20 protein-coding genes, 1 pseudogene and 1 other annotated feature are annotated in these 23404 nt (G+C 49.1%); all 21 genes and pseudogenes read right to left on the reverse strand.

What is annotated here, in order from left to right:
* Positions 1-84 precede the first annotated feature (84 nt).
* Positions 85-645, reverse strand: coding sequence for a 3'-5' exonuclease (locus SPSPH_RS18530; protein ID WP_075757923.1), 561 nt, complete (start codon positions 643-645; stop codon positions 85-87).
* Between the two features lie 112 nt (positions 646-757).
* Entirely contained in the window at positions 758-1747 is a 990-nt protein-coding gene (gene ilvA / locus SPSPH_RS18535; protein WP_075757924.1) for a threonine ammonia-lyase, read from the reverse strand.
* Positions 1748-1787: 40 nt separating this feature from the next.
* Positions 1788-2059, reverse strand: a binding site (T-box leader).
* A gap of 74 nt (positions 2060-2133) precedes the next feature.
* A complete protein-coding gene (locus tag SPSPH_RS18540; RefSeq protein ID WP_075757925.1) occupies positions 2134-2787 on the reverse strand; it encodes a hypothetical protein in 654 nt (217 codons plus the stop codon).
* Between the two features lie 155 nt (positions 2788-2942).
* Positions 2943-3170 (reverse strand): 50S ribosomal protein L9, encoded by a 228-nt coding sequence (locus SPSPH_RS18545; protein WP_075757926.1) that lies wholly within the window; start codon positions 3168-3170, stop codon positions 2943-2945.
* A 17-nt stretch (positions 3171-3187) separates the two neighbouring features.
* Complete coding sequence (locus SPSPH_RS18550) at positions 3188-5308, reverse strand: heavy metal translocating P-type ATPase (RefSeq protein WP_075757927.1); 2121 nt, start codon at positions 5306-5308, stop codon at positions 3188-3190.
* On the reverse strand, positions 5308-5832 hold the full coding sequence (locus SPSPH_RS18555; RefSeq protein WP_075758023.1) for an HMA2 domain-containing protein: 525 nt from the start codon (positions 5830-5832) through the stop codon (positions 5308-5310). Before SPSPH_RS18555 ends, SPSPH_RS18550 begins: the two co-directional genes overlap by 1 nt.
* A gap of 5 nt (positions 5833-5837) precedes the next feature.
* Positions 5838-6329: an HMA2 domain-containing protein gene (locus SPSPH_RS18560; RefSeq protein ID WP_083945724.1), complete on the reverse strand. Its 492-nt coding sequence runs from the start codon at positions 6327-6329 to the stop codon at positions 5838-5840.
* Positions 6330-6433: 104 nt separating this feature from the next.
* Positions 6434-6574 (reverse strand): FeoB-associated Cys-rich membrane protein, encoded by a 141-nt coding sequence (locus tag SPSPH_RS18565; RefSeq protein WP_083945725.1) that lies wholly within the window; start codon positions 6572-6574, stop codon positions 6434-6436.
* A gap of 29 nt (positions 6575-6603) precedes the next feature.
* Complete coding sequence (feoB, locus tag SPSPH_RS18570; protein ID WP_075757928.1) at positions 6604-8979, reverse strand: ferrous iron transport protein B; 2376 nt, start codon at positions 8977-8979, stop codon at positions 6604-6606.
* Positions 8942-9211: a FeoA family protein gene (locus SPSPH_RS18575; RefSeq protein WP_075757929.1), complete on the reverse strand. Its 270-nt coding sequence runs from the start codon at positions 9209-9211 to the stop codon at positions 8942-8944. The genes feoB and SPSPH_RS18575 overlap by 38 nt, the downstream gene beginning before the upstream one ends.
* Before the next feature lie 18 nt (positions 9212-9229).
* Complete coding sequence (locus SPSPH_RS18580) at positions 9230-9460, reverse strand: FeoA family protein (RefSeq protein WP_075757930.1); 231 nt, start codon at positions 9458-9460, stop codon at positions 9230-9232.
* 486 nt (positions 9461-9946) lie between these two features.
* Positions 9947-10303: pseudogene (locus tag SPSPH_RS18585) on the reverse strand (response regulator); the annotation flags it as partial.
* The gene (locus tag SPSPH_RS18590) at positions 10278-12290 is read right to left on the reverse strand and encodes an ATP-binding protein (RefSeq protein WP_075757932.1); all 2013 of its coding nucleotides are present in this window, start codon (positions 12288-12290) and stop codon (positions 10278-10280) included. The gene SPSPH_RS18590 and the pseudogene SPSPH_RS18585, both read right to left, overlap by 26 nt.
* Positions 12291-12623: 333 nt before the next feature.
* Positions 12624-13502 carry a prephenate dehydratase gene (gene pheA, locus SPSPH_RS18595; RefSeq protein ID WP_075757933.1) on the reverse strand — a complete coding sequence of 293 codons (879 nt, stop codon included), beginning with the start codon at positions 13500-13502 and terminating at the stop codon, positions 12624-12626.
* Positions 13503-13603: 101 nt separating this feature from the next.
* Positions 13604-14251, reverse strand: coding sequence for a DUF1638 domain-containing protein (locus tag SPSPH_RS18600; protein WP_075757934.1), 648 nt, complete (start codon positions 14249-14251; stop codon positions 13604-13606).
* A 52-nt stretch (positions 14252-14303) separates the two neighbouring features.
* Positions 14304-16271, reverse strand: a complete 1968-nt coding sequence (locus SPSPH_RS18605) for a hydantoinase/oxoprolinase family protein (protein WP_075757935.1) — start codon at positions 16269-16271, stop codon at positions 14304-14306.
* Between the two features lie 76 nt (positions 16272-16347).
* On the reverse strand, positions 16348-17778 hold the full coding sequence (locus SPSPH_RS18610; protein ID WP_075757936.1) for a trimethylamine methyltransferase family protein: 1431 nt from the start codon (positions 17776-17778) through the stop codon (positions 16348-16350).
* A 129-nt stretch (positions 17779-17907) separates the two neighbouring features.
* Positions 17908-19962: a methyl-accepting chemotaxis protein gene (locus tag SPSPH_RS18615; protein WP_075757937.1), complete on the reverse strand. Its 2055-nt coding sequence runs from the start codon at positions 19960-19962 to the stop codon at positions 17908-17910.
* Positions 19963-20160: 198 nt separating this feature from the next.
* Complete coding sequence (gene panB / locus SPSPH_RS18620) at positions 20161-21012, reverse strand: 3-methyl-2-oxobutanoate hydroxymethyltransferase (RefSeq protein WP_075757938.1); 852 nt, start codon at positions 21010-21012, stop codon at positions 20161-20163.
* A 109-nt stretch (positions 21013-21121) separates the two neighbouring features.
* The gene (locus SPSPH_RS18625) at positions 21122-22447 is read right to left on the reverse strand and encodes an MFS transporter (RefSeq protein ID WP_075757939.1); all 1326 of its coding nucleotides are present in this window, start codon (positions 22445-22447) and stop codon (positions 21122-21124) included.
* Positions 22448-22599: 152 nt separating this feature from the next.
* A complete protein-coding gene (locus SPSPH_RS18630) occupies positions 22600-23391 on the reverse strand; it encodes an aspartate/glutamate racemase family protein (protein WP_075757940.1) in 792 nt (263 codons plus the stop codon).
* Positions 23392-23404: the final 13 nt, after the last annotated feature.

The following is a 23404-nucleotide window of genomic DNA, read 5'->3' on the forward strand; positions in this document are numbered from 1 at the left end:
ATTAATTAAATCGAGTTCTCGCATTACACGTTCCTCCAAAACATTACCAACCTAATCTCACATAGTCAACATCCATTCTTTCCATTAATAGCTGCCACCAAACAAATCCATACTCTCCGGTACCAGCCTGCTAACAACCCGCTTAATTTCCACATGCTGCTGTCCTGCCCGGAGGACAATTTCCGCACAGGCTTTCGCGTCACTGGCGGCGTCATGATGGGTAAGCGCTACCTGGAGGTGAGCAGCAACTGTTGACAGCTTGTGATTGGTAAGCTTAGGCCAGGCTCTTCGCGCCACCGCCAGGGAATCAATCACATAAAAAGCCGGCATAAACAAACCATAGTGAGCCAGTGTTGCCGACAGCACGCCAATATCAAAATCGGCATTATGGGCGGCAATAATCTGGCCGGTAAAATACTCTCTGATCTCCGGCCAAAGTTCGCCAAAAGACGGCTGCTCTTTCACCATGGCATAGTTAATGCCATGCAAATAAGTAAAGGTAAAAAATTTTTCGGGTGGTTTAATCAGCCAGGACTTCTCCCGTACCAGCCGCCCGTTCTCCACTACAGCCACCCCCAACTGACAGGCACTGTGGCTCTGGGAATTGGCTGTCTCAAAATCAAACGCAGTAAAACACTCCCGCATGGCATCCTCTCCCTTTAGTAGTTACTATCTATTTCTCGCCAGGCAGGCTATATTCCTATAAAATTTTGACTGAAATTCATTGTTTTTGCAAAATCATTATGAGGCCGCCCTTTTACAAACTAACCACCTGCTGATATTTACCTTCAATCAGCCCTGACAAAAGCAAGGGATCAATATTGCCGCCGCTTACCACCACTGCCACCTTTTGTCCCGGCAGCTTGATTTTGCCGGCCAGCAGCGCCGCCACTCCGGCTACGCCTGCCCCTTCTGTAATGATTTTGCCGCGTTCCAGCATAAACAAGATCCCGGCGGTAAGCTCTTCCTCCTCAACCAAAACAAGCTCATCCGCATACTTTTGCGTATACCGGAAGGTAAGCTCTCCCGGCTGTTTTACGGCAATGCCGTCAGCTATTGTTTTAACTTCCGGCAGACAATGTACGCTGCCACAAGCCAGCGATTTATCCATAGACGGTGCTCCGGCGGCCTGAACACCGATAACCTTGATTTTAGGGTTATGTTCTTTGATAGCAACCGCCAGTCCTGAAAGCAAGCCACCCCCGCCAACCGGTGCAATAACGGCCTCCACATCATACATCTGTGACAGGATTTCCAGCGCCAGGGTGCCCTGACCGGCAATTATAGCCTGGTCATCAAAGGCGTGGATAAAGGTCAGGTTTTTCTCAGCCTGAAGCTTGCGGGCATGCTGGTATGCTTCATCATAATTCTTGCCATATAACACCACCTTGGCACCATAAGACTCTGTAGCCCGTACCTTGGCTACCGGAGCTTTCTCTGGCATAACCACTGTCGCCGGCACCCCTGAGGCACTGGCAGCCCAGGCCACGCCCTGAGCATGATTGCCTGCCGATGCCGTTATTACGCCACACATCCTCTCTTGCTGAGTTAAGCTGAATATCTTATTAACGGCTCCCCTGATTTTGAAAGAACCGGTTTTTTGCATATTCTCCAGTTTTAAATATACCTGGCAGTTGGCTATCTCACTTAATGTCCGGAAAGGCTGCAGCGGCGTTTGGTGGACAAAGGGGGTAATTCGCTGCCTCGCCTCTTTTATTGCTTGTAAATCAAGGTTATCCCTATTCATAAATTACCTCCTAATAAATTTAAAAACCTCCGTCCCTTGGCTAAGGGACGGAGGTTAATCCGCGATACCACCCTAATTATTGCAATCAGCCATAGGCGACTGCAATCTCTCATTAAAGTACGGAGCGACAGCTCGATACCCCAGCGCGATAACGGGCACTGTTCCCTCCTTCCGGAGGCCCGGCGTGGCTTACTATTGTTCAGCCTGCAACTCACAGATGATTTTCGGTCATATCAGATATTACCGGCTCACACCAGCCCCGGCTCGCTGAAACATCTTTGCTATGCCTACTCTTCTGTTCATCGTTTTTCTTTCATTATTGTAATATATTGTATTCAAAAAATCACCACTTGTCAAGCCCCTGCGGATATTTGTGGATTTTCTATTTATGATGGCGTTCGCCGCGCATAGGCCAGAATGGCTCCCAGGGCAACAGACAAATAGGCCGCCGCCATTACCCGGTACTCGGGCGGCAGCAGGAAAGTAACCGTGTGGGCCGGTATCCAAAAGCAAGGTATGGTTTTCAATACCACAAACCGGATAAAGCCTGTCCAGTCTATCTGGGCGATTAGGGCGGACAAACCAGGCGGCGGCTGCCCCTGGCATTTGGTGTCAATATAGAGGTCGGTCAGCCTGTGAACAGCCATAAAAGCGGGCGCAAAAGTCAGATTCATGAGTGCACTGATATAAAAGGCGGGTAAAACTGCCTGCCATAACCCTGTACCGGTAAATAGCAGCTCTTTCTTAATGGCTCCCATAACTCCGCTTAAGTAGATTTCAAACATCAGGACAATACCCATCCCCAGCAGACCCCAGATGACAGCTTTATAAGTCATGCCGATGGTCCGCTGCCAGTTCCCGGCTACAATCCGGACCGCCAGCAGCTCACCCATTGTCGCCAAAACGGCAAATTTTATAAAACCCATACCATACGGATGGTTTTGGGTCAGACTTACAAAAATCTGATGGGTGGCCGGCATAAGCAGCAGCGATGAAAAGCCGCACAGAAACATAATCCAAATAAAATCACCACGATTCAACCGCAACTCCTCCTTATTCGGTGCTGCACTGAAGGTTGAACCTGCTGTTGCTACACCAGGCTCCTATTATAACAAAAGTTTCCGCCGCTGAAAATACTGTCGAAAATGAAATAAAGTCCAACCCCTCATAAAATGGTTGGACTTTATTGGTGATATTAGCCTTTGGCTGCATTTGCCTGATGTTCTGCAATTAAATCTTCCAAACGCTCTTTTTGACGCATAAGCTCGTCCACCGGGATTTCACTCACCCCCTGGGCGGCAGGCATTTGCATCGCCGGTGCCATACTACGCATAGACTGTTGTTCTGACATCAATTTGTAGCCAAACGCTCCGGCAATCGTTCCAACAACCAAACCTATCCAAAAATCACTTCTTGCAAACATGTCTTCACCTCCCTTCCCTATTCGACAAAGGTTATACCCTGTTTTTTATTCGCCATAAGAATCCTGGCACTGTTCAGCACTACCCCAACGGTGGCCGCATTGTGGATAAGGGCCGAAATCATGGGGTTGGTTCGCCCAATAGCGCCTAGCAGCATGGCTGCGGTATTGACGGCAATAGTAGCCGTAAAATTCTGCTGCACAATCTTCATCGTCTTCTTGCCTAACGAGACTACTTCTGACAACACCAGCGGATCTTCCGAATTAATGGTAATGGCTGCCGACTCTACGGCAATGTCGGTACGCCGGCCGCCCATCGCCACGCCAACATCGGCAAAAGCCAGCGCCGGGGCATCATTAATGCCGTCGCCAACCATGAGCACCTGGGAACGCCGTTTCAGCCGGTTTACCAGGTTCGCTTTATCTTCAGGCAATACCTCCGCATGGTAGGCATCAAGGTCCATGGCGGTGGCCACATGTTTGGCAACCGGTTCGGCATCCCCGGTAATCATAACCACTTCGTCAACACCCTGGCGCCGCAATTGATTAATTGTCTTTTTCAGGTTAGGGCGAATGGGATCACTGACCACCAGCGAACCCAGAAGCTGTTGGTCCCGTGCCACATAAACCAGGTTGTAGCCGCAGGTTTCAGCCGAAGGGTCGTCAAATCCCTGACAAGGAATTTGATATTCTTCCATAAAGCGCAGACTGCCCACCAAAATGCGGCCGCCGCGAATCTCCTCAAAATCCGGCACTTCTGCCAGAATTCCCCGGGCAACAATGGTTTCTGTGTTGCTGTGCGGCGGAATCTCCCACCCCTGATTTTCCACATGCTCTAAGATAGCACTGGCCAGCGGGTGAGCCGAATGATATTCGGCAGAAGCTGCCAGCAGCAGCAATTCGCGCTCGGTAATTCCCGGAGAAGTTTTGACAGTTATCACCTGCGGCTTGCCAACCGTAATGGTACCGGTCTTGTCCAGCACAATGGTGTCAACGCCTGCCAGGGCTTCCACATAGTTGCCGCCTTTGATCAAAGCCCCCCCGCTGGCAGCTCGTCCAATGGCTGCCGAAATGGCAGTGGCAGTAGACAGCTTCAAACCGCAGGAAAAATCAATGAATAACATATTGAGCACCCGCTGCCAGTCTTTGGTAGCCCCATATACTAAGCCTGCGGCAATGAAGGAAATGGGGACAAGCATATTGGCCATACGGTCGGCAAAATTTTGTACAGGCGCACGGCGGGCCTGCGCTTCTTCCACCATATGGACAATACGGGCCAAGGCCGTATCATCCCCCAGTTTCTCAACGGCAATTTCCAAAAAGCCGTTCTGCAGTACCGTGCCTGCATATACATAATCACCTGTGCTCTTTTCAGCTGGAATATATTCGCCGGTAATGGACGATTGGTCCACAGCCGCAGCCCCGGTCAGTACCCTGCCGTCCACACAGATTTTTTCGCCAAAATGAACGCCGATCCTGTCACCAATTTTTAAACTATTGACAGCTACCCGTATCTCGTGCCCATCTTCCTCAATCTTCCAGACATACTGCTGATCCAGGCGCAGCAGGTTGGAAATATGTTTCCGGGCCCGCTCAGCCGTATAGGTGGTAAGCATTTCGGCAAAATTAGACAAAGCCAGCAGAGTCAGGCTGGATTCCGGTTTTCCTCCCAGCACCGAAGCCATAACCGCCGTTGTTGTCAGCGTATCGGCATTTGGCTGGCGTTCAACCAGCAGACTGCGTACACCACTGGTAATAAACTTACGGGCCACAAAAAGGACAAAAGCACTGCGAGCCATATATAGCGCCGTAAACGTACCAGGCATAGCCATACGCAGCAGTTGCAGCCCAACTAAGCCGGCTCCGGCTAAGATGGCATCCCGCCGGTATGCCGCAAAAGGCGAGGCCTCTTCGCCGCCAGGGGAAGGAACAGCTGCAGGCAGCGTCCGGCAAGCGGAAACCGCCTGAAGTATCCTTTCATTTACCGCAGCCAGCGGCAGCCGCCCCTGGTAATATACTGTCAGCTGATTGCCGGCATAAGCACTGATAACGGTTGCAATCTGTCTGATACTAACTTCAAGCAGAGTCCTTTGTCTGGTGGACAGTGCGGGTAGGGGAAAAGTCATATACGGATAGCCCATTAATATCGTCCTTTCAGCAAGGAATACGCCCACCACACCATTTGCGGCCCCGAAGGCCGCTGGCCTAAAGTCCACATCTTAGCAGCGCCGGAAACAAACATCAGCCCGGCCAATATGGTCCGCAAATCCAGCAGTTGATCGGTATTTTTAACTATATTACGGTTGACCTGCCTGCCAAGACCACGGATATTCATGCCCAGTCTGCCGTAACCGGCACGCGGATCCGGCATTTTATGGCGGCGGCTCAAGTCATCCATGACCAAATCAAGGTATTCATCCCGGCAGGTGTATAGCAAAAGAATACTGCCGGTTTCCGGAGTTATCTTAACCTGGGTAATCCCTTGTATCTGCCGCAAATGCTGTTCCCATTGCAAAGCCAGTTCTCTGTTATCCAGCAAATCGTCATGCCGGTAACGCCTTCTGGCAGGCATTGCATGCACCAGGGTAAAGCCGCCGCCTTGCAGCAGCTGGTGAAGCTTATGTCCGGCGGAAACCCCCAAAGCCAATCCTGTAAGATAATTCATTTCAATCACCTTCCATACTGTTTAACCACCAGTTGTTCCACCTTGTGGAGAAAAGGGTTACAGGCTACATCCTGGGGAGAATACTCGATAAGTAAAGAACCGGTAGCCATGTTGACACTAAACTGCCTGATTTCCGGAATGGTACGCAAATACTCAGTCACCTGGCGGACAACTTCCGGATTATTGACAATATGCTGTGAGTAAAGTCTGACGCGGCCGGGTATGTAATGAAGCACCTGGATCTGTTTTAGCAACAGCTTTACTTTGAGCGATGGATTTAAAAAATTGTCATAGAGGGAGGATAAGCCCATATTTTGTCTCTCCTTACGCAATTGATGCGAAAACTGCTTTCTATGCTGCCAGGTATGAACAGCCGCCAGCAGCGTAAAGCAGATTCCCAGCCCCACATGATAGCGCCTGCTCAGCGGCAATGATAAAAGGCTGCTTAATAGCGATAACACCAATCCCAGATTCACCCGTCCAAACAGCAGCGTCATGCTTTTCACTCCTTTACCCTCGTACCGGCACAATCGTCTCACCTATTAAGGTGCTGCAGAACACAGGTGAAGAAATTCCTCACCTGTGTTCTGTGTTGTTTTAGTTACTTATTTTCTTTATGGCATCCTGAACCGCAGCCGCCATCGCAATGGCACTGAGGTTCGCCGTGTAAGTTCTTCCAGACCATTCTGCCAACATAGCCGACAGCCGCCAAACCAATCAGAATTAAAACCAGGTTATCCATTTGGCCCACTCCTTTCTTAGTACTTTAATTTAGTACCCCAGGAAAGTTCCAATCTGATAAACCGCAAAGGCAACAATCCATGCCAATATCGTAGAATATACCAGACTAAAGAGCGGCCATTTCCAGGAGTTAGTCTCTCTTTTAATAACAGCCTGCACGGCCAGGCACGGAGCATAGATAAGGACAAACACCATCAGCGTGTAGGCGGACAGGGGCGTGAAGTTACTGTCTTCCACCAGCGCCTTCTGCAACTCGACCGACCCTTCATCAACCGCGCCGAGACTATAAATCGTACCCATAGTACTAACCAGAACTTCCTTGGCGGTAAAGGCGGCAATCAAACCAATCCCTGCGCGCCAGTCAAGTCCCAGCGGTTTAATCAGCGGTTCAATAGCATGCCCCATGCGACCGGCATAGCTCTGCGCTAATTTCTCACCGGCTTCTGCTTGTTCCAGAGCTGTGATTTCTTCGTCCGCAGCGCCTCTAAGTTCAAGATAAAGTTCTCCCATCGGATAGAGTTCAGGATTCGCCTCTTCCAACTGCTTCAGATCAGTTTCTTTAGTGGCCGTCAGTGCGGCTAATTCCTCACTGCCTTCTTCCAGTTCCTCAGCCGCTGCATCAAATTCTTCATTAATAGCCGTCATGCTGGCAATTAATGTCTGCAACTCTTCATTGTCTTCCACTGCGCCAATTTGCAAAGGCTTAGCTACTTGTTCTTCCACCTGTTGGCTAAAACCGGCTTCAGCCTGGGCAATCATGCCCTGGTAATCCTTGCTGTACTCAACATCACTCGGATAGCTGACCATAAACCAGATTAAAATGGAAACCGCGAGAATAATCGTACCGGCCTTTTTCAGGTACAGCATACTGCGTTCCCACATATGCATCAAGATAGACTGTATGGTAGGAACCCGGTAAGGAGGCAATTCCATAACAAAAGGCTCAGGATCACCTTTGAATAACACGGTACGGAAAATACGCGCCATAACAATGGCTAACACAATGCCGATGAGATAAATGGAAAACAGCACCGTACCTGCCACCGCTTCATTAAAGAAGGCAGCAATGAGCAGGGTATATACCGGCAGCCTGGCGCCACAGCTCATCAGCGGCGTAACCAGAATTGTCACAAGACGGTCACGCGGGTTCTCCAGCGTACGTGTACCCATAACAGCCGGCACACTGCAGCCAAACCCCAGGAGCATCGGAATAAACGACTTGCCATGCAGTCCCACGGCTCGCATAATCCTGTCCATAATGAACGCCGCTCTCGCCATATAACCACTGTCTTCCAGAATTGCGATCCCCAAAAACAACAAGATGATATTCGGCAAAAAGACAATAACTCCGCCGACACCACCGATAATTCCATCAATAACCAAGGACTTCAAATCGCCATCCGGCATATAAAGCGCGGCATATTCGCCTAATTTCCCCATGCCGGTTTCAATCCACCCCATGGGATACTCGCCTAACGTAAATACCATATTAAATAATAGCCACATAAGTCCTAAAAACACAGGCAGACCAAACAAACGGTTGGTAAGAACACGGTCAATCTTGTCCGAAGTGGTTAAGAGCCCGCTCCGGCCGGCAAGGATAACTTCCTCACACAATTCCCCGACAGCCTGGTATCTGAGATTGGCAATAGCTATTTCCGGGTCGGTGCCAAAAACCTCCTGCAGACTTTCCCTGGCAGCGGAAGCTGCCTTGATAATCTGAGCACCGCCTGGCAGTTCTTGCACAGACTTACAAATATCCGAATCATTTTCCAGCAGTTTTAGCGCCAGCCAGCGCTGCGGGTAACGCAAGTTATGGCGTTCCTGTTCCAGCAATGCGCTCAGTTCGGAAATTTTCCCTTCCACTTCAGGGCCATAGTTAACAAAAAAAGGTTTTTGCGACTTTTCCGCTGCAGCCTGCACGGCAGCGTCCAACAGGTCGTCTAAACCGGTATGACGGTTGCCAACAGTCCGGATAACTGGAGCGCCCAGTTTTTGCGACAGCAATGAGTCATTGATTTTAATGCCCATATCTTCAGCCACATCAGCCATATTGAGGGCAACAACCATCGGCCGCTCCAGTTCTAAGAGCTGCACAGCCAAATACAGATTACGTTCCAGATTTCCGGCATCTAAAATATCGACAATAACATCCGGCTTATCCTGAATAATAAAATTACGCGCAACCAACTCATCCAGTGCATGAGCCGTCAGGCTGTAGGTACCCGGCAGGTCAACCACCAGCAATTCCTTATCTTTGAAACGCCGGATACCTTCCCGTTTTTCCACCGTAACCCCCGGATAGTTGCCGACATGCTGTCTGGCACCGGTAACACTATTAAAAATAGTTGTTTTTCCTGAATTGGGGTTACCGGCCAAAGCAATACTTACTTGGGTATTTCCCACTGAAAAATCCTCCTTCTTCCCGCCCCTGCTGAACTTTAATATTAGCGGCCAATAGATTATTTAACATGATGCGACTGCCGCGGACTTTTACAATAACCGATTCTTGACTGCGGCTGATAACGCAGACCGGCGTGCCTGGTGTGAATCCCAGATCAGTGAGACGTGCCCTGATATCTTTAGGCCCCCCCAAGGCGGTCACTATCATCAATTGCCCTTGATTGGCACTTTGCATGGCACTCCCTCCTCTCAATCAGTTTACGTTTATTTCGATATTCTTGGCTTCGCCTTTCCGTAAAGAAAGGTTAAAGCCCTTCACCTTGACTTCCATCGGGTCACCGAGCGGCGCATATTTCTGCACCTCTACCTTGGTTCCAATCACAACCCCCATATCAATGATGCGGCGCTGAATGGGACCATTTCCGTGAATTTTGGCAACCGTCCCAGTCTCACCTGGCAATAATTCACTTAATAATTTAACCATAACTGTTTCCTCCTCAAAAAGTTAATAATAACAATAATCATTCTCTATATAAAAAGGCAGTTAACATTAGAACTTTTATTATAAAGCGCCACGCTTTTTAATCAGTTCAAAGCCTGTGTTTTTCAAACCCTCAGCGTTTCGGAAATACAGGGCGTAGTCCTGCGTATAACACACGGTTCGCAGCAAACTGCCGGCGGCAGCCACCCGCTCCATAATTTGCCGGAAGCTGGCTGCGGTTTTGCTATGCAGCGCATTACTGTACGTAAAATCAAACGTAATCTCAGCTAAATGGTTTGCCAGTAAGGTTTCCGTCACTTTGGTCAATTCACCAAAATCCAAGGGTTTAAATTCTTCTGTCATAGTGATTACCGGACCGCTTTCCCCGGTTTCCACCGTAAACGGCAATTGGGGAGTAATCTGTTTGTTATCCCAGGCCACAGGGGGTACAAGTTCTGGCCGGAAACCGCCGGTAGTGCCGGTTGTTGCTCCCAATAATTCGTTGAGAATGCTCAGGAGTTTATCTTCAGTAAAAGGTTTCAGGATATAGCCTTTGGCACCGTTTTGCAAAGCATCAAAAACTTTATGTTTCTGCCCAAGCGCACTCACCATAACAACCTTGGCATTGGCATCAAACGCCATAATCCGTACCAAAGCATCAATTCCGTCGACGTCCGGCATAGTTATATCCATGGTGACCAAATCCGGCCGGTGCTTTTTATACGCCATGACGGCTTGCTCTCCATTTGCCGCTTCCTCTACCACCACATGACCGGCCTTGCTTAAAAAATTCGCAATGGTTTTGCGCATCATCAAGGCGTCATCGACAACCAATACACGTGCCATTCTCTTCCCCGTCCTTTCGCAAATGTGCCAGCGGTAATACAAAAATAAATTGCGTTCCCTTGCCTGGTTCTGTGATAATGTCAACCCGGCCGCCGAGTTTTTCCGCTTCTTGTCTCACGGCACTCAAACCGACACCCCGGCCGGACAATTCATTCGCTGCACAGGTGCTGGAAAAACCATCGGCAAAAATCAGCCGTATTGCTTCCACATCCGTTAACGCCGCCGCTTCACTTTCACTGTACATTCCCTTGGCGACAGCCAGCTGCCGCATACGTTCGGCCGCAATGCCCCGGCCATCATCACCAATGGCAACTGTCAGATTATCTCCCTGGTCTGCTATAACGCAGCTAATCCGGCCCTGGGCAGCTTTACCCGCCTCCAGGCGTTCATCCGGGCTCTCCAGGCCATGAGCCACAGCATTGCGGAAAACATGAACCAGAGATTTGGCAAATTCATGATAGATTTCCGGGTCTACCAGGGGTTTCGAACCGGTTATCAGCAAGGGCTGGATTTCTTTCCCCTGGTTTAGGGCTACATTGGCTATATAGTCAGGATATATATTCAGTAAATCACCAAAAGGCTTGTAACGCAGCCGGTGAAGTTCCGCAATCAGAATCCGGGCTTGGCATGGTTCCAGCAAACGCTGGATTTTCTCTTCCAATTGCTGCAGTTTGTGATTTTCTATCACAATGCTTTCATCTGCCAGGAAAAAGCCTTCTCCTAATATTTCTTTCAGTTGTTCTAACTCTGTTTTCAGCCAGCCGGCCAAAACTTCCGGCGAATAGCTGCTAAACAAAGCATCCAAACCGGACTGTCCGATATCGTCCGCCGTTTCCTCACGCAAGGCGGCCAGAGCCGACTCCAGTTCATGCAATTCTGCCGCCAAACGGCATATGCCCAGCTGACTAAAAGTTCCCTTCCAGGTGTGAATTATCCGGAATAGGGTGTTGAGCTTTTGCCCTGCCGGTTCGTTTGCTGCAATAAGTGCCGGCAGTTCTTCCTGGCAAAACAGCTGATATTCGGCGATAGCTGCATTAAACTCCTGGTAGTGAGTCACAGCCTTTACGACCATTGACAATACCTGTTTTTCTTCCTGAATCTTTCTTTCCATTTCCCGCTGTTCGGTTATATCTGTCAATATCAGCAATATTTCCCGGCGCTGCGGGTCCAGCGGATGGTTGATTAATTTATACGCCACCTGGATATAACTATCTTCAAGCACCAATTCCTCGGGCAGGAGCGATAGATAACTGTCGCGCAAAAAAGTATCTTCTGCGGCAAATATCTGGTCAAACAATGCTGCCAGAAAGGCTTGCTGCCTTTTATCCGCCGGATAAAGGAGCTCCGGCACCATTTTCCCTGAAATCTCCTGATTAAAAATCATCACACATTCGGCACTGTATTCCCCAGCCACCTGCAAGTCTTCACCAAACGACAGGAAACCCTGTCCGGCATTGTCAAGCAAATTGCGTACTTTGTCTACCGCTTCAGTCAGTTCCCGCGTCCGTCCCTGCAGTTGCTGCTGCACAACCAGTTGTGCGGCATTCACTTCCTCCAACGCCTGTTTCTGTGACTGTACCTTGGCTTTCGACTGTTCCAGGCTGCACACGGCTTCTTTCAGCTCAGATTCATTGACCTTAATTCTATGAACCATCCAGTTCATATCACGCATCAAATCAACTAGCTCGTTTTCGTTGCCATCGTCGTTTCGCTCGTTAGGGACATTCAGATACACATCATAGCGCCCGGCTTTTACATGCTGGCAAAATTCCTTTATTTGCTTCACCTGGCTGGCAAACAGCCAGTAGCGAATAATTCCGGGACTTAACAGTCCTGCCAGGACTGTCACCATTAGCGCCACCGCCATGGTATTGTGAAATTCGCGATTCATCCCCAAACCTGCTTGATTGGCGGCCACAAACATAGCCACAATAGGTAAGATGCCGAAAAATAGCGAAATGGCAAGCAGTCTCGTTTTAATTGTCACGCTTGTGCCCACCTTCATCATTCAAAGCCAAATTCTGTGTAGAAATTAACGTAGTATTGTAATGATAATCATTATCATATTGTGATTATATTATTGCAAACAATTGCGAATGTGTCAAGCATTTTCTCCCAGCTATTTGCGTCTGATTATCATTCTTACCTTATATATAAAAAAAGCGTATTGCAAAACGTTTTTTTATAAAACGCAAAGTGACACGCCTTTAATGAAAATCCGCGGTGCATTGATTATCCAAATACAAAGGCTTTCTGCGTCAAACAGCAGAAAGCCTTTGTATTTGTTCTCCTGACAGAAAGTATAACTTTCTTTATCGTTTTACTTAACGTTGAAGCTGCCCAGCACTCTTGCAGCCAGTTTACCCTCATATTTCGCGCACACCTTAGCAAGCGTTGTCTTTCCCGGTCCGCTCAGTTCAATCAGGAACAGATATTCACCGATTTTGGTCTTAGCCGGGCGGTCATGGATAGACAATAACTGATACTTCTGTTTATCAAGCTCTGCCAGCAGTTTGCTGACATCATTCATCGGGCCGCGAACAGCCACTACTGCTTTTTCACCGGTGACTGCGGCGTTTTGTTTGCGGGTCACAACCCAGAACCGGGTTACGTTGGTGTCTGTATATTGAAGATCATTCGCCAAAATGTTCAGATCATAAACCACAGATGTTCTGGAAGCAGCAATGGCCGCCACCGACTTATCCTGACCTTCAGCTACTTTTTTGGCGGCTTCCGCTGTACTTGACACTTCCATAATGTTTGCCTTAGGCAAATTAGCCTGCAACCAGGCTTTGCTCTGCGCAATGCCCTGCGGATGAGATAATACGGTTGTTATATCCTGCAGTCCGGCACCATGCACCGCCAGCAGCGTTTGCCTGATCGGCAGCTGCACTTCCCCCACAATGACAAAATCGTCATCGGCAATTACTGCATCCAGGTAATTATAAACCATACCGCCTATCGTGTTTTCTACAGGCACAACCGAATACTGGCACTCACCGGATTTCAGCTTAGCCAAAGCTCCTGGCACGGTTGGTACGGCAATCAGCGTCTCTTCCTCACCAAAATACTTTATTGACGCTTCCTCGGTATAAGTTCCGGCCGGCCCCAGATAGCTCACGTTTGCCAGAACGCTCATACTCATAAATATGCTTACAATGAAGGTCAAAATTGCTAGCCTTATACTGCGTGTTGTCATCTTCTCATCTCCCATGTCCGCACCATGCGGCATCATTGTATTTAATAGGTAAATTATACCACAGGAGGCTTATAAGTCAATTTCATTTTCGCTGATTGCAGCTACATTACGCCCCATTGCACCTGGCTGTGGGGTAAAACTGTCAAAAAATCTTCGGCCGGCCACGGCCCGGCCACAAGCCGTTCAAGCCAGGTAAGATCGCCAGCCACACTGTCTGCCGGAAGACCATGGCGCTGCAAACGGTCTTCCATATCAGCCCGGGCCTGAGCTAAATCATACGCCCCGGTATCAATAAACAGAAACCGCTTATAATTGGCCAGCATCATTTCGTAGACCATCGCCGTCTTACGCTCCCCCATACGGGCCAGCGTATTGTAGTAGCAGGTATTGGAAAACTTAAGCCACCCGGCTGTCAGAAAAAAAGAAGGAACTTGCGAGACTTCAGCCACCTTTTCCCGCGAACCCAGCAAGAGCGGGATACAGTCGTCCACCCGGGGAATAATGAGCGTAAAATTGCCGGTGACCAGACCTTGCACCGCGGTACCACACAAACCATAGCCAAAGAGTACCCGGCAGACCTCCGGGCCGAGAGCATTAAGTTCTTGCTGCAGCACCTCCCGCATCTGGTTTGTTGGTTTATCATGCAAGGCAGCGGCGGTAAAAATAAGCCGGGGCGGCTTTGGTGTTGCTGCCAGCACTTTGCGCACTTCGTCTTCCAGGGTGCCGCAGCTGATTAACACAGTATCCATATTCTCGCCTCCTCATGCCCACACAATTGCTCTGACAAAGAAAAGCTGCCGTTTAGGCTAATTTAGGCTCACCGGCACCAATAACTCTCAGGATTGTTTCCACAAAAAATTCATCCCCCTGGTTGCAGGCGGCAACGATATCCTTGCGCTCAATTCTGATTTCTGGATTGTCTGACCCGGCTGCGAGTAAATGACTGCATACCCTCTCCCGGGCCGAATGGGTGGCATAAGCCACAGCAGTTTCTAATGTGGCAAACGTTTTATATTCCCAGGGTAAATGAACGCTAAACCCGTTTCCGTACGGAACGGGTTTGATGACCACTTCAACGCGTTCAAGAAGCTTTGCTGCAGCGGCGCCAAAAGCATTGGCTACCTCGGCATGCTCCGGTATATGAAGCTCCATATTCAGCCGTGCTCCTACCTGGGGCAGCCACGCCTGCACCGGAGCGCCGATGGCCACCACCGGCGCTGAAATCCGGATATTGCAGGTAAAGTAGTCATTAGCCCGGGTGTCAAGGGCTCTTTGGACAAAAATATTATGCCTGTTTTCTTTGATATTAAATGAATGTCCCTGCATCTTAATTAATGATTGCAAAATAGCGACAGCCAGGTCATCGGTGATCTGGTCTACTGCCCTGGCAACGAATTCTTCCGGGTGTACCGACAGTTGGTCGGCCAGCAGGGAGACTCCCAGCTCAGCCGCTGTGCACGACCACAAGGTATATGCTTGCAGCACATGCAGAATGTCAGTCGGGGTAAGTGCAATGCGTGTGACCAAACTGCGTTTGATCAGGCTGGTTGCCGTGCGATTCACATAAGAAGGAGCACTCTCCAGCCTTCGGGCTATATAATAGATACTGTGCGGCTGGTCCTGGATGACGCTTATTAACTCCTGCTCCTCAGGCGACAGCGGCCAGCCCGCCTGATCATTACTGTTTTTGACCAGCATAAGACAGTCGGTTTTTTGATAAGGGGCAAACATTTCGGCTGTCAGCTTAGCCGAACTTAATTCCTCTATCAGATGAGGATACCGGCAGGCGGCATAACACAGAGGCAACACTCGTTCCGGGCCGATGACCAGTTTTTTCGACTTTACCTGAATATAACTGTCGCCGCCTAACCCGTACGTATATATTTCCGCAGCCTTGACCCGGGTGTGCCAGCCACCGACAACTGCACCTTCCGGGTTAAGTTTGGGACTGCCGTTTGTAATCAGCGCAATATCGGTCGTCGTGCCGCCCATGTCCAAAATGACGGCATCACTTTGGCCTGATAAGGTGCAGGCCCCGACAGTACTGGCCGCCGGGCCGGTCAATATTGTTTCAACCGGTTTTTCCCGGGCGGCGGCTGCTGTCATAAGGCTGCCGTCACTTCTGACAATCATCAGCGGCGCCTTAATGCCCCGGCTGGTCAGAGCCTGCTCAATTACATCAAGCCATTCGGTAATAACCGGCAATAACCTGGCATTTAATGCGGCAGTCACTGTTCGCTGATAAAACCCGAGTGTGGTTGTCAGTTCATGAGCACAGATTACCGGCACCTTCAGCTGCATTTTTACAATCTCTTTGGCTCTCAGCTCATGCTCGGGATTCCTTACGCTGCAAAAGCCGGAAATGGCGATGGCCGCGACTTTGCCTGCAAACCCGGCCAACGCTTGCAGCAACCGTTCTTCATCAAGCGGCTTATATGGCAAGCCGCCGGGATCGTGCCCCCCGCCGATAACGGCATAATGCGCAACCGGCAGTTTATCCAACGGCTCTCCCCCGATCATGATTACCCCTACTTCACAGCCTTGGCCTTCGACAATGGCGTTGGTGGCTAAGGTCGTCGACAGTGCCACCAGACTGATCTGGTCAAACTGTTCGAACTGTAGGTTATCGATGCATTCTTTAATCCCAATAGTTAAATCGTCCCGGGTTGTACGCGCTTTGGCTTTACGAAAAATTTTTTCAGAACCTGATTCAATTATAACGCCATCTGTATAGGTTCCTCCGGTATCAATGCCCAGCACCATCCGCATAAATTTGCTCCTTTCCCGTGCAACTGATTTCATCCGGCAAAGCAGAGGAAGCGCGTATATCGAACAAGGCTTTGGCTTACATGTGTTGTAAAGATTCAATATATGTTTTATCAAAACCTTTGCCTGCCAGATATTGGACCAGCTGCTGCTGTATTTCCAGGGGAAGCTCCGGCTGTTGATAAGTGTTCAGCATTTTATCCTTTTTACTGTGTATTGTTTCAAGAAGCTTAGCTGTCGGATCACCTGTCACCGTTCCTCTGAGACTGATTTCAGGTATAAACGGTTCCTTCCGGCAATGCTTCATCGTATGCTCGGCTGTAAGGAATTGTCCGGCAATACCAGCCTCATTGATAACATCCACCGCCAGTGTATCGCGATTAACCGCAACACCGGCAAGATAACGCCTGGCCATTTTGATTATTTCCAAGTCCACAATAAACTTCTCATACGACATAGACGCATAACCGTCCATAATGCCGGAACTCTGAAACATTAGATTCATTCCCGCCCGCTGGGTAGTCAACTGGGTTAGCATGGTTTCATAACCGGCCTGGACCGACAACGACTTGGCATCTGTCAGCGAGCCGCCGCCGCGGCAGGGCAGTCCATAGGCTTTTGCCAGGCGGGCCGCATACTCGTAGCATAATGCCCCTTCCGGCGAGCCGATGGCGATACTGCCTGTTCTCATATCGGCGGTAGTAGACTGCGAGCCATAAACAACCGGTGTTCCCGCTCTCAGCATCTGGGCCACCGCAATCCCTGCCAACACTTCCGCATTGGTCAGCGCAATCGTACCTGCCAGTGTAACCGGTGCCGTAGTCCCGGCCATGGAGGCGGCCGCAATAATGACCGGCTGCGAGTGCTTAACAAATACTAGCATGGTTTCCAGCATATTTTTGTCAAATTGCAGCGGCGTATTGGTGTTAACAATGGTAATGGCTCTGGCATGCCTGCTTAAGTCTTCTTTGCCGAAAACCGTCGCCAGCATATCCATCAAGGCCTGCACTTCCTCGCCGGAACCGGTGCCTGTTACAATTCCCTTATCGGAAAAGCAAAAGGTGGCATACAGCATCATAGCAATAGAATATTTGCCGCTTAGTTCTGCAGGCTGAACTACAAAGCCGCCGTTGCATTTATAGAGGTCGCTTTGATGATACAACTTAAGAAAATTAATGTAATCGTTCATTGTTGCCGGACGTTTGGAACCGTCACTGCCGGAAATGGCAGGCGACCCGCTGCCCGGACAACATTCCACATGCTCGCCGCCGACAACCATATCATAGCGGGGATTGCGGGCATACAGCGTAAAGCAGGACGGCGCTTTGCCCACCCATTCAGCTATTTGCTCCCTTTTGAAAAATGCCGTTTGCCCGGACACCGTTATTCCCTTCTGCTCTAAGAGCAGAGTAACCTCCGGGTGATGGAACTTCATGCCGGTTTTCTCCAGAATTTGCATGGAGGCTTCATGGATTTGTCTTAGATCCTCTTCCATATTGTCAAATTGCATTTTTTCTCCCCCTATTTTTATTCGGCAAAGCAAGATTTCCGCCACTGGTAACATTGGTGTCCGTTCAGGTGGAGCAGAACGCGCCACCTGAACTCCAATGTTTCAGCAAAGCTGAAACCAGTTCACTTACTATATTTGAAACTTAGCGACATTTTCCTGCAGTTCTTGCGCCAGCCGGGAAAGCGCCTGACTGGAGGAGGCAATTTCCTGGACTGACGCCGACTGTTCTTCTGTTGACACCGATACCGTCTGGGCCTGGCCTGTCGCTTGCTTGCTGAAAGCTTCAATTTGTTTTACCGCTCCGGCCATTTGCTGGCTGCCCTGGGTTATTTCCTTGATAGCTGCCGATATATGATTGACTTCGTCAGATACCTGACCAACTAATGCCGTAATTTCTTTAAAAGCCTGACCGGCGGTATTAATGACCTCAATTCCCCGCTGAACCTCCCGGGCATTATCATCCATTACTTCCACAACCTGCACAGTATCCCCTTGAACCTGGCCAATCATTGCGCCAATTTTCCGGGCAGCCTCCTGCGACTGTTCTGCCAGCTTGCGGACTTCTTCGGCAACAACGGCAAAGCCCCGCCCCTGCTCGCCGGCACGGGCGGCTTCAATGGCCGCATTCAGGGCAAGCAAGTTAGTCTGTCCCGCAATGCCGGAAATAGCATCAATAATTTGTCCAATCTCTCCTGACTGGTTGCTAAGTTTAGTGACCGCTGCCGCAGCTGCCTGAGTGGATTGGGCGATAATAGTCATCTGATTAATTGCCGTTTCCACCGTTCTGCCGCCGTCAGCCGCTTTGTCAACAGCATGGACGGAGCTGCCGGCCACTTCGCTGGCATTGCCGGCCACTTGCCGGATATTGCCTGATATCTGCTCCACTATTTTAAAAGTGTCATCAATGGCTGTCAGTTGTGCCTCCATTCCCCTGGCCACATCGTTAACCGAGATTGCAACCTGGTTCACAGACTGAGCCGACTGGTCGGCGCTTGCTGTAAGCTGCTGGGAAGAGGCTGCCAGTTGTTCTGCCGTACTTGCTGTTTTGCCAATCATCGCTCGCAGATTTTGCACCATCCGGGCAATGCTGTCCGCCAGAATGCCAACTTCGTCTTTTGTCCCCCGCCGTGGAACCTCGGCACACAAATCCCCGCCTGCCACCCGTTGCGCCACCTCTGCCAGTGCTGCCAGCGGGCGGGCAATGGAACGGCCCATGACCAGGGCTGCCATAAGCCCCACAATAAGACAGATTATGCCTACGACTATCAGAGTATTGCTAATAGCCTTGGAACTGGCCGCGATTTCCGTGGCAGGTATAACAGAAATTAATCGCCAGTTTGTCTCCGGTGAGGTAAAGATATTGGCAAAGTACTCTGTGCCGTCAATGCTAATATCCAAAGTACCGGAATTCATTCCCGCGACTTGCTGAAACGCCGTAATATCTGCCAGCTTTTTTGAGTTGTTTTCCGGCTTTTTCGGATCGGCGATAACCGTTCCTGCATTATCTGCTAATATTACATAACCCTGCTCGCCAATTCTGATATTTTCTATTTCTTTTGTCAGACCATCCAGGCTTACATCAAGCCCCTGGACACCAATCACCTCGCCTGCGGCATTGACAATGGTTTTGGTTGTGCTTATGTAATATGTTTGGTTAAAGCTGTAGGGATTACTTCTGCCTACTCTGCCGGCATGCTCCATGGCACTTGTATAATAAGGCCGGCTTGCCGGATCATAAGCAGCGGGAATCTCGGCCACAGGCCATTGAATATAGCCCTTAACGGCGGTTGCCATGTAGACATAGGCAAATTTGGGGTGAGTCTTGGCAAAATGTTCGTAAAGGTTATAAATGTCTGATTCAATGCCCGGGGTTTGCAAGGGCGTATTCACAATAGGCTTCTCTGTGTGCAAATAAGAGCGGATAGAGGTATCCGCCTTGGTTACGGCAGAATGGGTGGCCAAATAATCGCAATTCTCATTTACCGCCTCAAAAAATGTATTAATCGTATTATTAACCTGGATCATTTCTTTTGTTGTCGATGTAACAAAATCTTGTTTTGTTTTTGTTTTTTCGAAATTCAGGAAAATAATACTGATGATGATGACAGGTGTAATGAATAACACCAAAAAAACTGCTATCAGTTTGCTTTGCATACTTGCGAAATTAATACTCCCCTTTTTCATGCACACCTCACTGCAATAAACTATTTACATAAACCCATAATACGGCTTTTGGGCTACGGCCTGGTGGACAAAATTAATGAGTGTAATAAAATCGAACACCGGAAGATTGACTGCAGCCTGAATGGCTGCCGCATATGGCGGCCATTCAGGCAAAATTGTTCAAGGTTCCTATTCTCTCCCTACCCGGCTGGATAAAAATTACCTTTTCAGCATATCGTTCAGCTTGCCAAGCTCTTCTGCCGGCATACCATAACACTGTTCTTTCCCGGGAAACACACCTTGTTCTACTTCTGCTTTATACTGCAGCAGCGCTTCTAAGATAACGCCATTCATATTAGCATATTTCTTGACAAACTTAGGCACAAACCGGTCAAAGAAGCCCAGCATATCATGTACAATCAACAGCTGCCCGTCGCAGTGAATGCCGGCACCGATGCTAATGATCGGCACCTTGCTGCTTTCGGTGATAATCCTGGCAACTTCAGGCGGAATAGCCTCCAGCAGAATGGAACACACGCCGGCAGCTTCCAAAGCCGCTGCATCTTCAATAATACGGCAGGCGGCTTCAGCCGAGCGCCCCTGTGCTTTAAACCCGCCCAGAGCGGAGGTGGACTGCGGCGTCAGCCCCAAATGGCCCATGACCGGAATCCCGGCATTGACAATGGCTTTTACGGTTTCCGCCATAGCGGCGCCGCCTTCAAGTTTTATACAATCCACATTTGCTTCCTTCATGAAGCGGCCGGCATTGCGAACAGCTTCCTGCGGGGATACCTGGTAGGATAAAAACGGCATGTCGCCGATAACAAAGGCATTGGGGGCTCCCCGTTTGACAGCGGCGGAATGAACAATCATCATATCCATAGTAACAGGCAGGGTTCCGTCAAAACCATATACCGTCATGCCCAGGGAATCCCCGCACAAAATAATATCAATACCTGCCTTTTCCTCCAGTAAAGCCATCGGATAATCATAACCGGTAATCATAGTTATTTGTTCTTTTTTGGCCTTTTTCTCCATAAGGTAGGGAATGGTTACTTTTGTTCTAGACATTTGTCTTCCTCCAGTTTTAATTTTTTGCATATTTTTAGGCCAAGACCCTCGGGGGATAAACATCCCCCGCCGGTCTTTTCCTGCTGTTATTCGGATATAGCTACCGTGATTAGCCTGCTTTATTTATGCTGCTGGCCTCACTCAGTGTCAGGGATTTGGTTTCCGGTGCCCAGGCAATCGAGACAAGTGTGCCAACCACCAGCGTACCGGTAAGCCAGAGGAGGGTATAGGTCATTCCCAGATTCGCAATACTCATCGGCAGTAAAAAGGTTCCCACCGCTGCTCCCAGCCGGCTGGCGGCAGTAGCCAACCCCACGCCGGAAGAACGGACATCTGTGGGAAAGCTCTCTGCCGGGAAAACCCCGACTAAATTGGATACCGCCGACATAACCAGCGTAAAGGCGGCAAAGGTAATGACCATCAGCATTTTGGAACTATCTGGCAGCATGCCTAACGTAAACAGGGCAATGGATAAAAAGATGAAGGAATTGATGAGAAAGCCACGGCGTGTGAATTTTATTGTCCACCAGATCCCCAACAGCGCACCAAGGATCAGCAAAGCGTTTAGCAGCATGTTGGTGGTGAAATTTTCAGCTAAGCCCATTATTTTTAGAATATCAGGCAGGAAGGTGTAAATAGCGAAGTAAGGAATAACCAGGCACATGAAAAAGATACAATTAAACAGTGTGCGGGTAATTAGTTTTTTGCTGAACAAGTCACTGAATGTACCCATTTGTTGTTCTGTCTTTTCGTCATCAAGGACAACATTATCTCCCAGATACTTCTTAACAACTGCCATGGCTTCTTCTGTACGTCCCTGCCGTAATAGCCACCTGGGTGATTCAGGGCTTCCCATCCGGTAAATGAGGACAAACAGCGCCAGCGGAAATGCCGATACCAGCAGCCAGCGCCACGAGTCTCCCAGCGTACTATGCAGGAACATCCCGACAAAGCTTGCCAGCACATAGCCAAAGGTCCAAATAACACTGAACGAACCCAATATCGCGCCGCGATGCTTACGCGGTAAAAATTCGGCTAACATCGTATGACCGACACTATAGTCTCCGCCAAGCCCAATGCCAATGATAATTCTCAAAATAAACAACTGCTCCGGGGTTTGCACAAAAAACTGCAGCGCAGTGGCAATAGCAATCAGCACAAAATTGAACATAAAGATTTTCTTGCGTCCGTAATAATCCGAAACCCATCCCAGAATCAGGCTTCCTAAAAACAAGCCAAGCAAAGCCGAACTGCCAATAAGTCCCTGCCAAAACGGGGACAGTCCCATTTGAGGCGTAATAACCGTAAGCGCGATACCAATAACCCCGAGAGAGAAACCATCGGTAAAATGGGCTGCAAAGGTAATGCCTGTCATTTTTACATGGAATTTACTTAAGGGAACATCATCAAACTTTATTACCTTACTTGTATCCATTACATAACCTCCTCGCATATTACACTTACTTTTCTTGAAGGCCAATAGCAGCGACCATGAGTTATTGTTGTTATATTCTGACTATTTTTCTATTTAGGGCCACTGCCTCTGACTGTTTCGGCCCACATGTTTCAACAATTCAGACGAACATATCAGACATGCCCATAATAATCGCGGTGGGCCACTACCGAAAACGCATAATCCAAAAGTGTTCCCCAGCTAAATACCGGCAAATCGACTGCACCTTGAATCGCCCGGGCAAAAGGCTGCATACCTGTGCATTCCAGCATAATTGCGCCAATCCGGGGATTTGCCGCAACAAAGGCTCTGGCTGCATTAACCATCTGCTGTTCGGTTTTATCATAATAGGCTTCCGGATATTCAGGCCGTTTGAGCGGATTCCACAGGTTATCAAATTCTGTGCAGCCATATTCATCCTGAGCTCCGGCTATTATATAGTTGCTTCCCGGCGTAATGCCGACATTTTTCAGATGCTCTTCACTTAAAAACTGTTTTTGGGCGCAGATTATGCCGACAAATTTCTGGGGGCCAATAACCTGCTGAATAAAAGGCACTTGTAATAAACTTGACATAAATACCGGTACATCCACAACGGCAGCCACAGCTTTTTGGAAAAAGGCAAAATAACCACACTCTGCTGCGATGGCCCTGCAGCCCATCTGTTCCAGTTTTCTGGCGGCAGCAATTACCGCATCCCGGCATTGATTCGGATTCTTATCATACACTAGGGTCTTATTGGTTACCCCTTCGGCAATCTCATACTGTATCGGATACGGAAAAGCGCTGGCATTGCGCACATCGCCGGGAAAACCGGGATATGCGTCATTGAGCACGATAATCCCTAAACCCATGCCATAGCAAACATGGTTTTTGCGGACTTTAATATAATTAATCCTACTATCACGATTTTGCCAGAAGATCATTACCGACTACCTC

Source organism: Sporomusa sphaeroides DSM 2875 (assembly GCF_001941975.2).
GTDB classification, from domain to species: domain Bacteria; phylum Bacillota; class Negativicutes; order Sporomusales; family Sporomusaceae; genus Sporomusa; species Sporomusa sphaeroides.

Excerpts from the sequence above, each read along its gene's own strand:
- SPSPH_RS18530 (WP_075757923.1), bottom strand. The coding sequence starts at position 645 with ATGCGGGAGTGTTTTACTGCGTTTGATTTTGAGACAGCCAATTCCCAG.
- ilvA (WP_075757924.1), bottom strand. The coding sequence starts at position 1,747 with ATGAATAGGGATAACCTTGATTTACAAGCAATAAAAGAGGCGAGGCAG.
- SPSPH_RS18545 (WP_075757926.1), bottom strand. The coding sequence starts at position 3,170 with ATGTTTGCAAGAAGTGATTTTTGGATAGGTTTGGTTGTTGGAACGATT.
- SPSPH_RS18550 (WP_075757927.1), bottom strand. The coding sequence starts at position 5,308 with ATGGGCTATCCGTATATGACTTTTCCCCTACCCGCACTGTCCACCAGA.
- SPSPH_RS18555 (WP_075758023.1), bottom strand. The coding sequence starts at position 5,832 with ATGAATTATCTTACAGGATTGGCTTTGGGGGTTTCCGCCGGACATAAG.
- SPSPH_RS18560 (WP_083945724.1), bottom strand. The coding sequence starts at position 6,329 with ATGACGCTGCTGTTTGGACGGGTGAATCTGGGATTGGTGTTATCGCTA.
- SPSPH_RS18565 (WP_083945725.1), bottom strand. The coding sequence starts at position 6,574 with ATGGATAACCTGGTTTTAATTCTGATTGGTTTGGCGGCTGTCGGCTAT.
- SPSPH_RS18575 (WP_075757929.1), bottom strand. The coding sequence starts at position 9,211 with ATGCAAAGTGCCAATCAAGGGCAATTGATGATAGTGACCGCCTTGGGG.
- SPSPH_RS18580 (WP_075757930.1), bottom strand. The coding sequence starts at position 9,460 with ATGGTTAAATTATTAAGTGAATTATTGCCAGGTGAGACTGGGACGGTT.
- pheA (WP_075757933.1), bottom strand. The coding sequence starts at position 13,502 with ATGACAACACGCAGTATAAGGCTAGCAATTTTGACCTTCATTGTAAGC.
- SPSPH_RS18600 (WP_075757934.1), bottom strand. The coding sequence starts at position 14,251 with ATGGATACTGTGTTAATCAGCTGCGGCACCCTGGAAGACGAAGTGCGC.
- SPSPH_RS18605 (WP_075757935.1), bottom strand. The coding sequence starts at position 16,271 with ATGCGGATGGTGCTGGGCATTGATACCGGAGGAACCTATACAGATGGC.
- SPSPH_RS18610 (WP_075757936.1), bottom strand. The coding sequence starts at position 17,778 with ATGCAATTTGACAATATGGAAGAGGATCTAAGACAAATCCATGAAGCC.
- SPSPH_RS18615 (WP_075757937.1), bottom strand. The coding sequence starts at position 19,962 with ATGAAAAAGGGGAGTATTAATTTCGCAAGTATGCAAAGCAAACTGATA.
- panB (WP_075757938.1), bottom strand. The coding sequence starts at position 21,012 with ATGTCTAGAACAAAAGTAACCATTCCCTACCTTATGGAGAAAAAGGCC.
- SPSPH_RS18625 (WP_075757939.1), bottom strand. The coding sequence starts at position 22,447 with ATGGATACAAGTAAGGTAATAAAGTTTGATGATGTTCCCTTAAGTAAA.
- SPSPH_RS18630 (WP_075757940.1), bottom strand. The coding sequence starts at position 23,391 with ATGATCTTCTGGCAAAATCGTGATAGTAGGATTAATTATATTAAAGTC.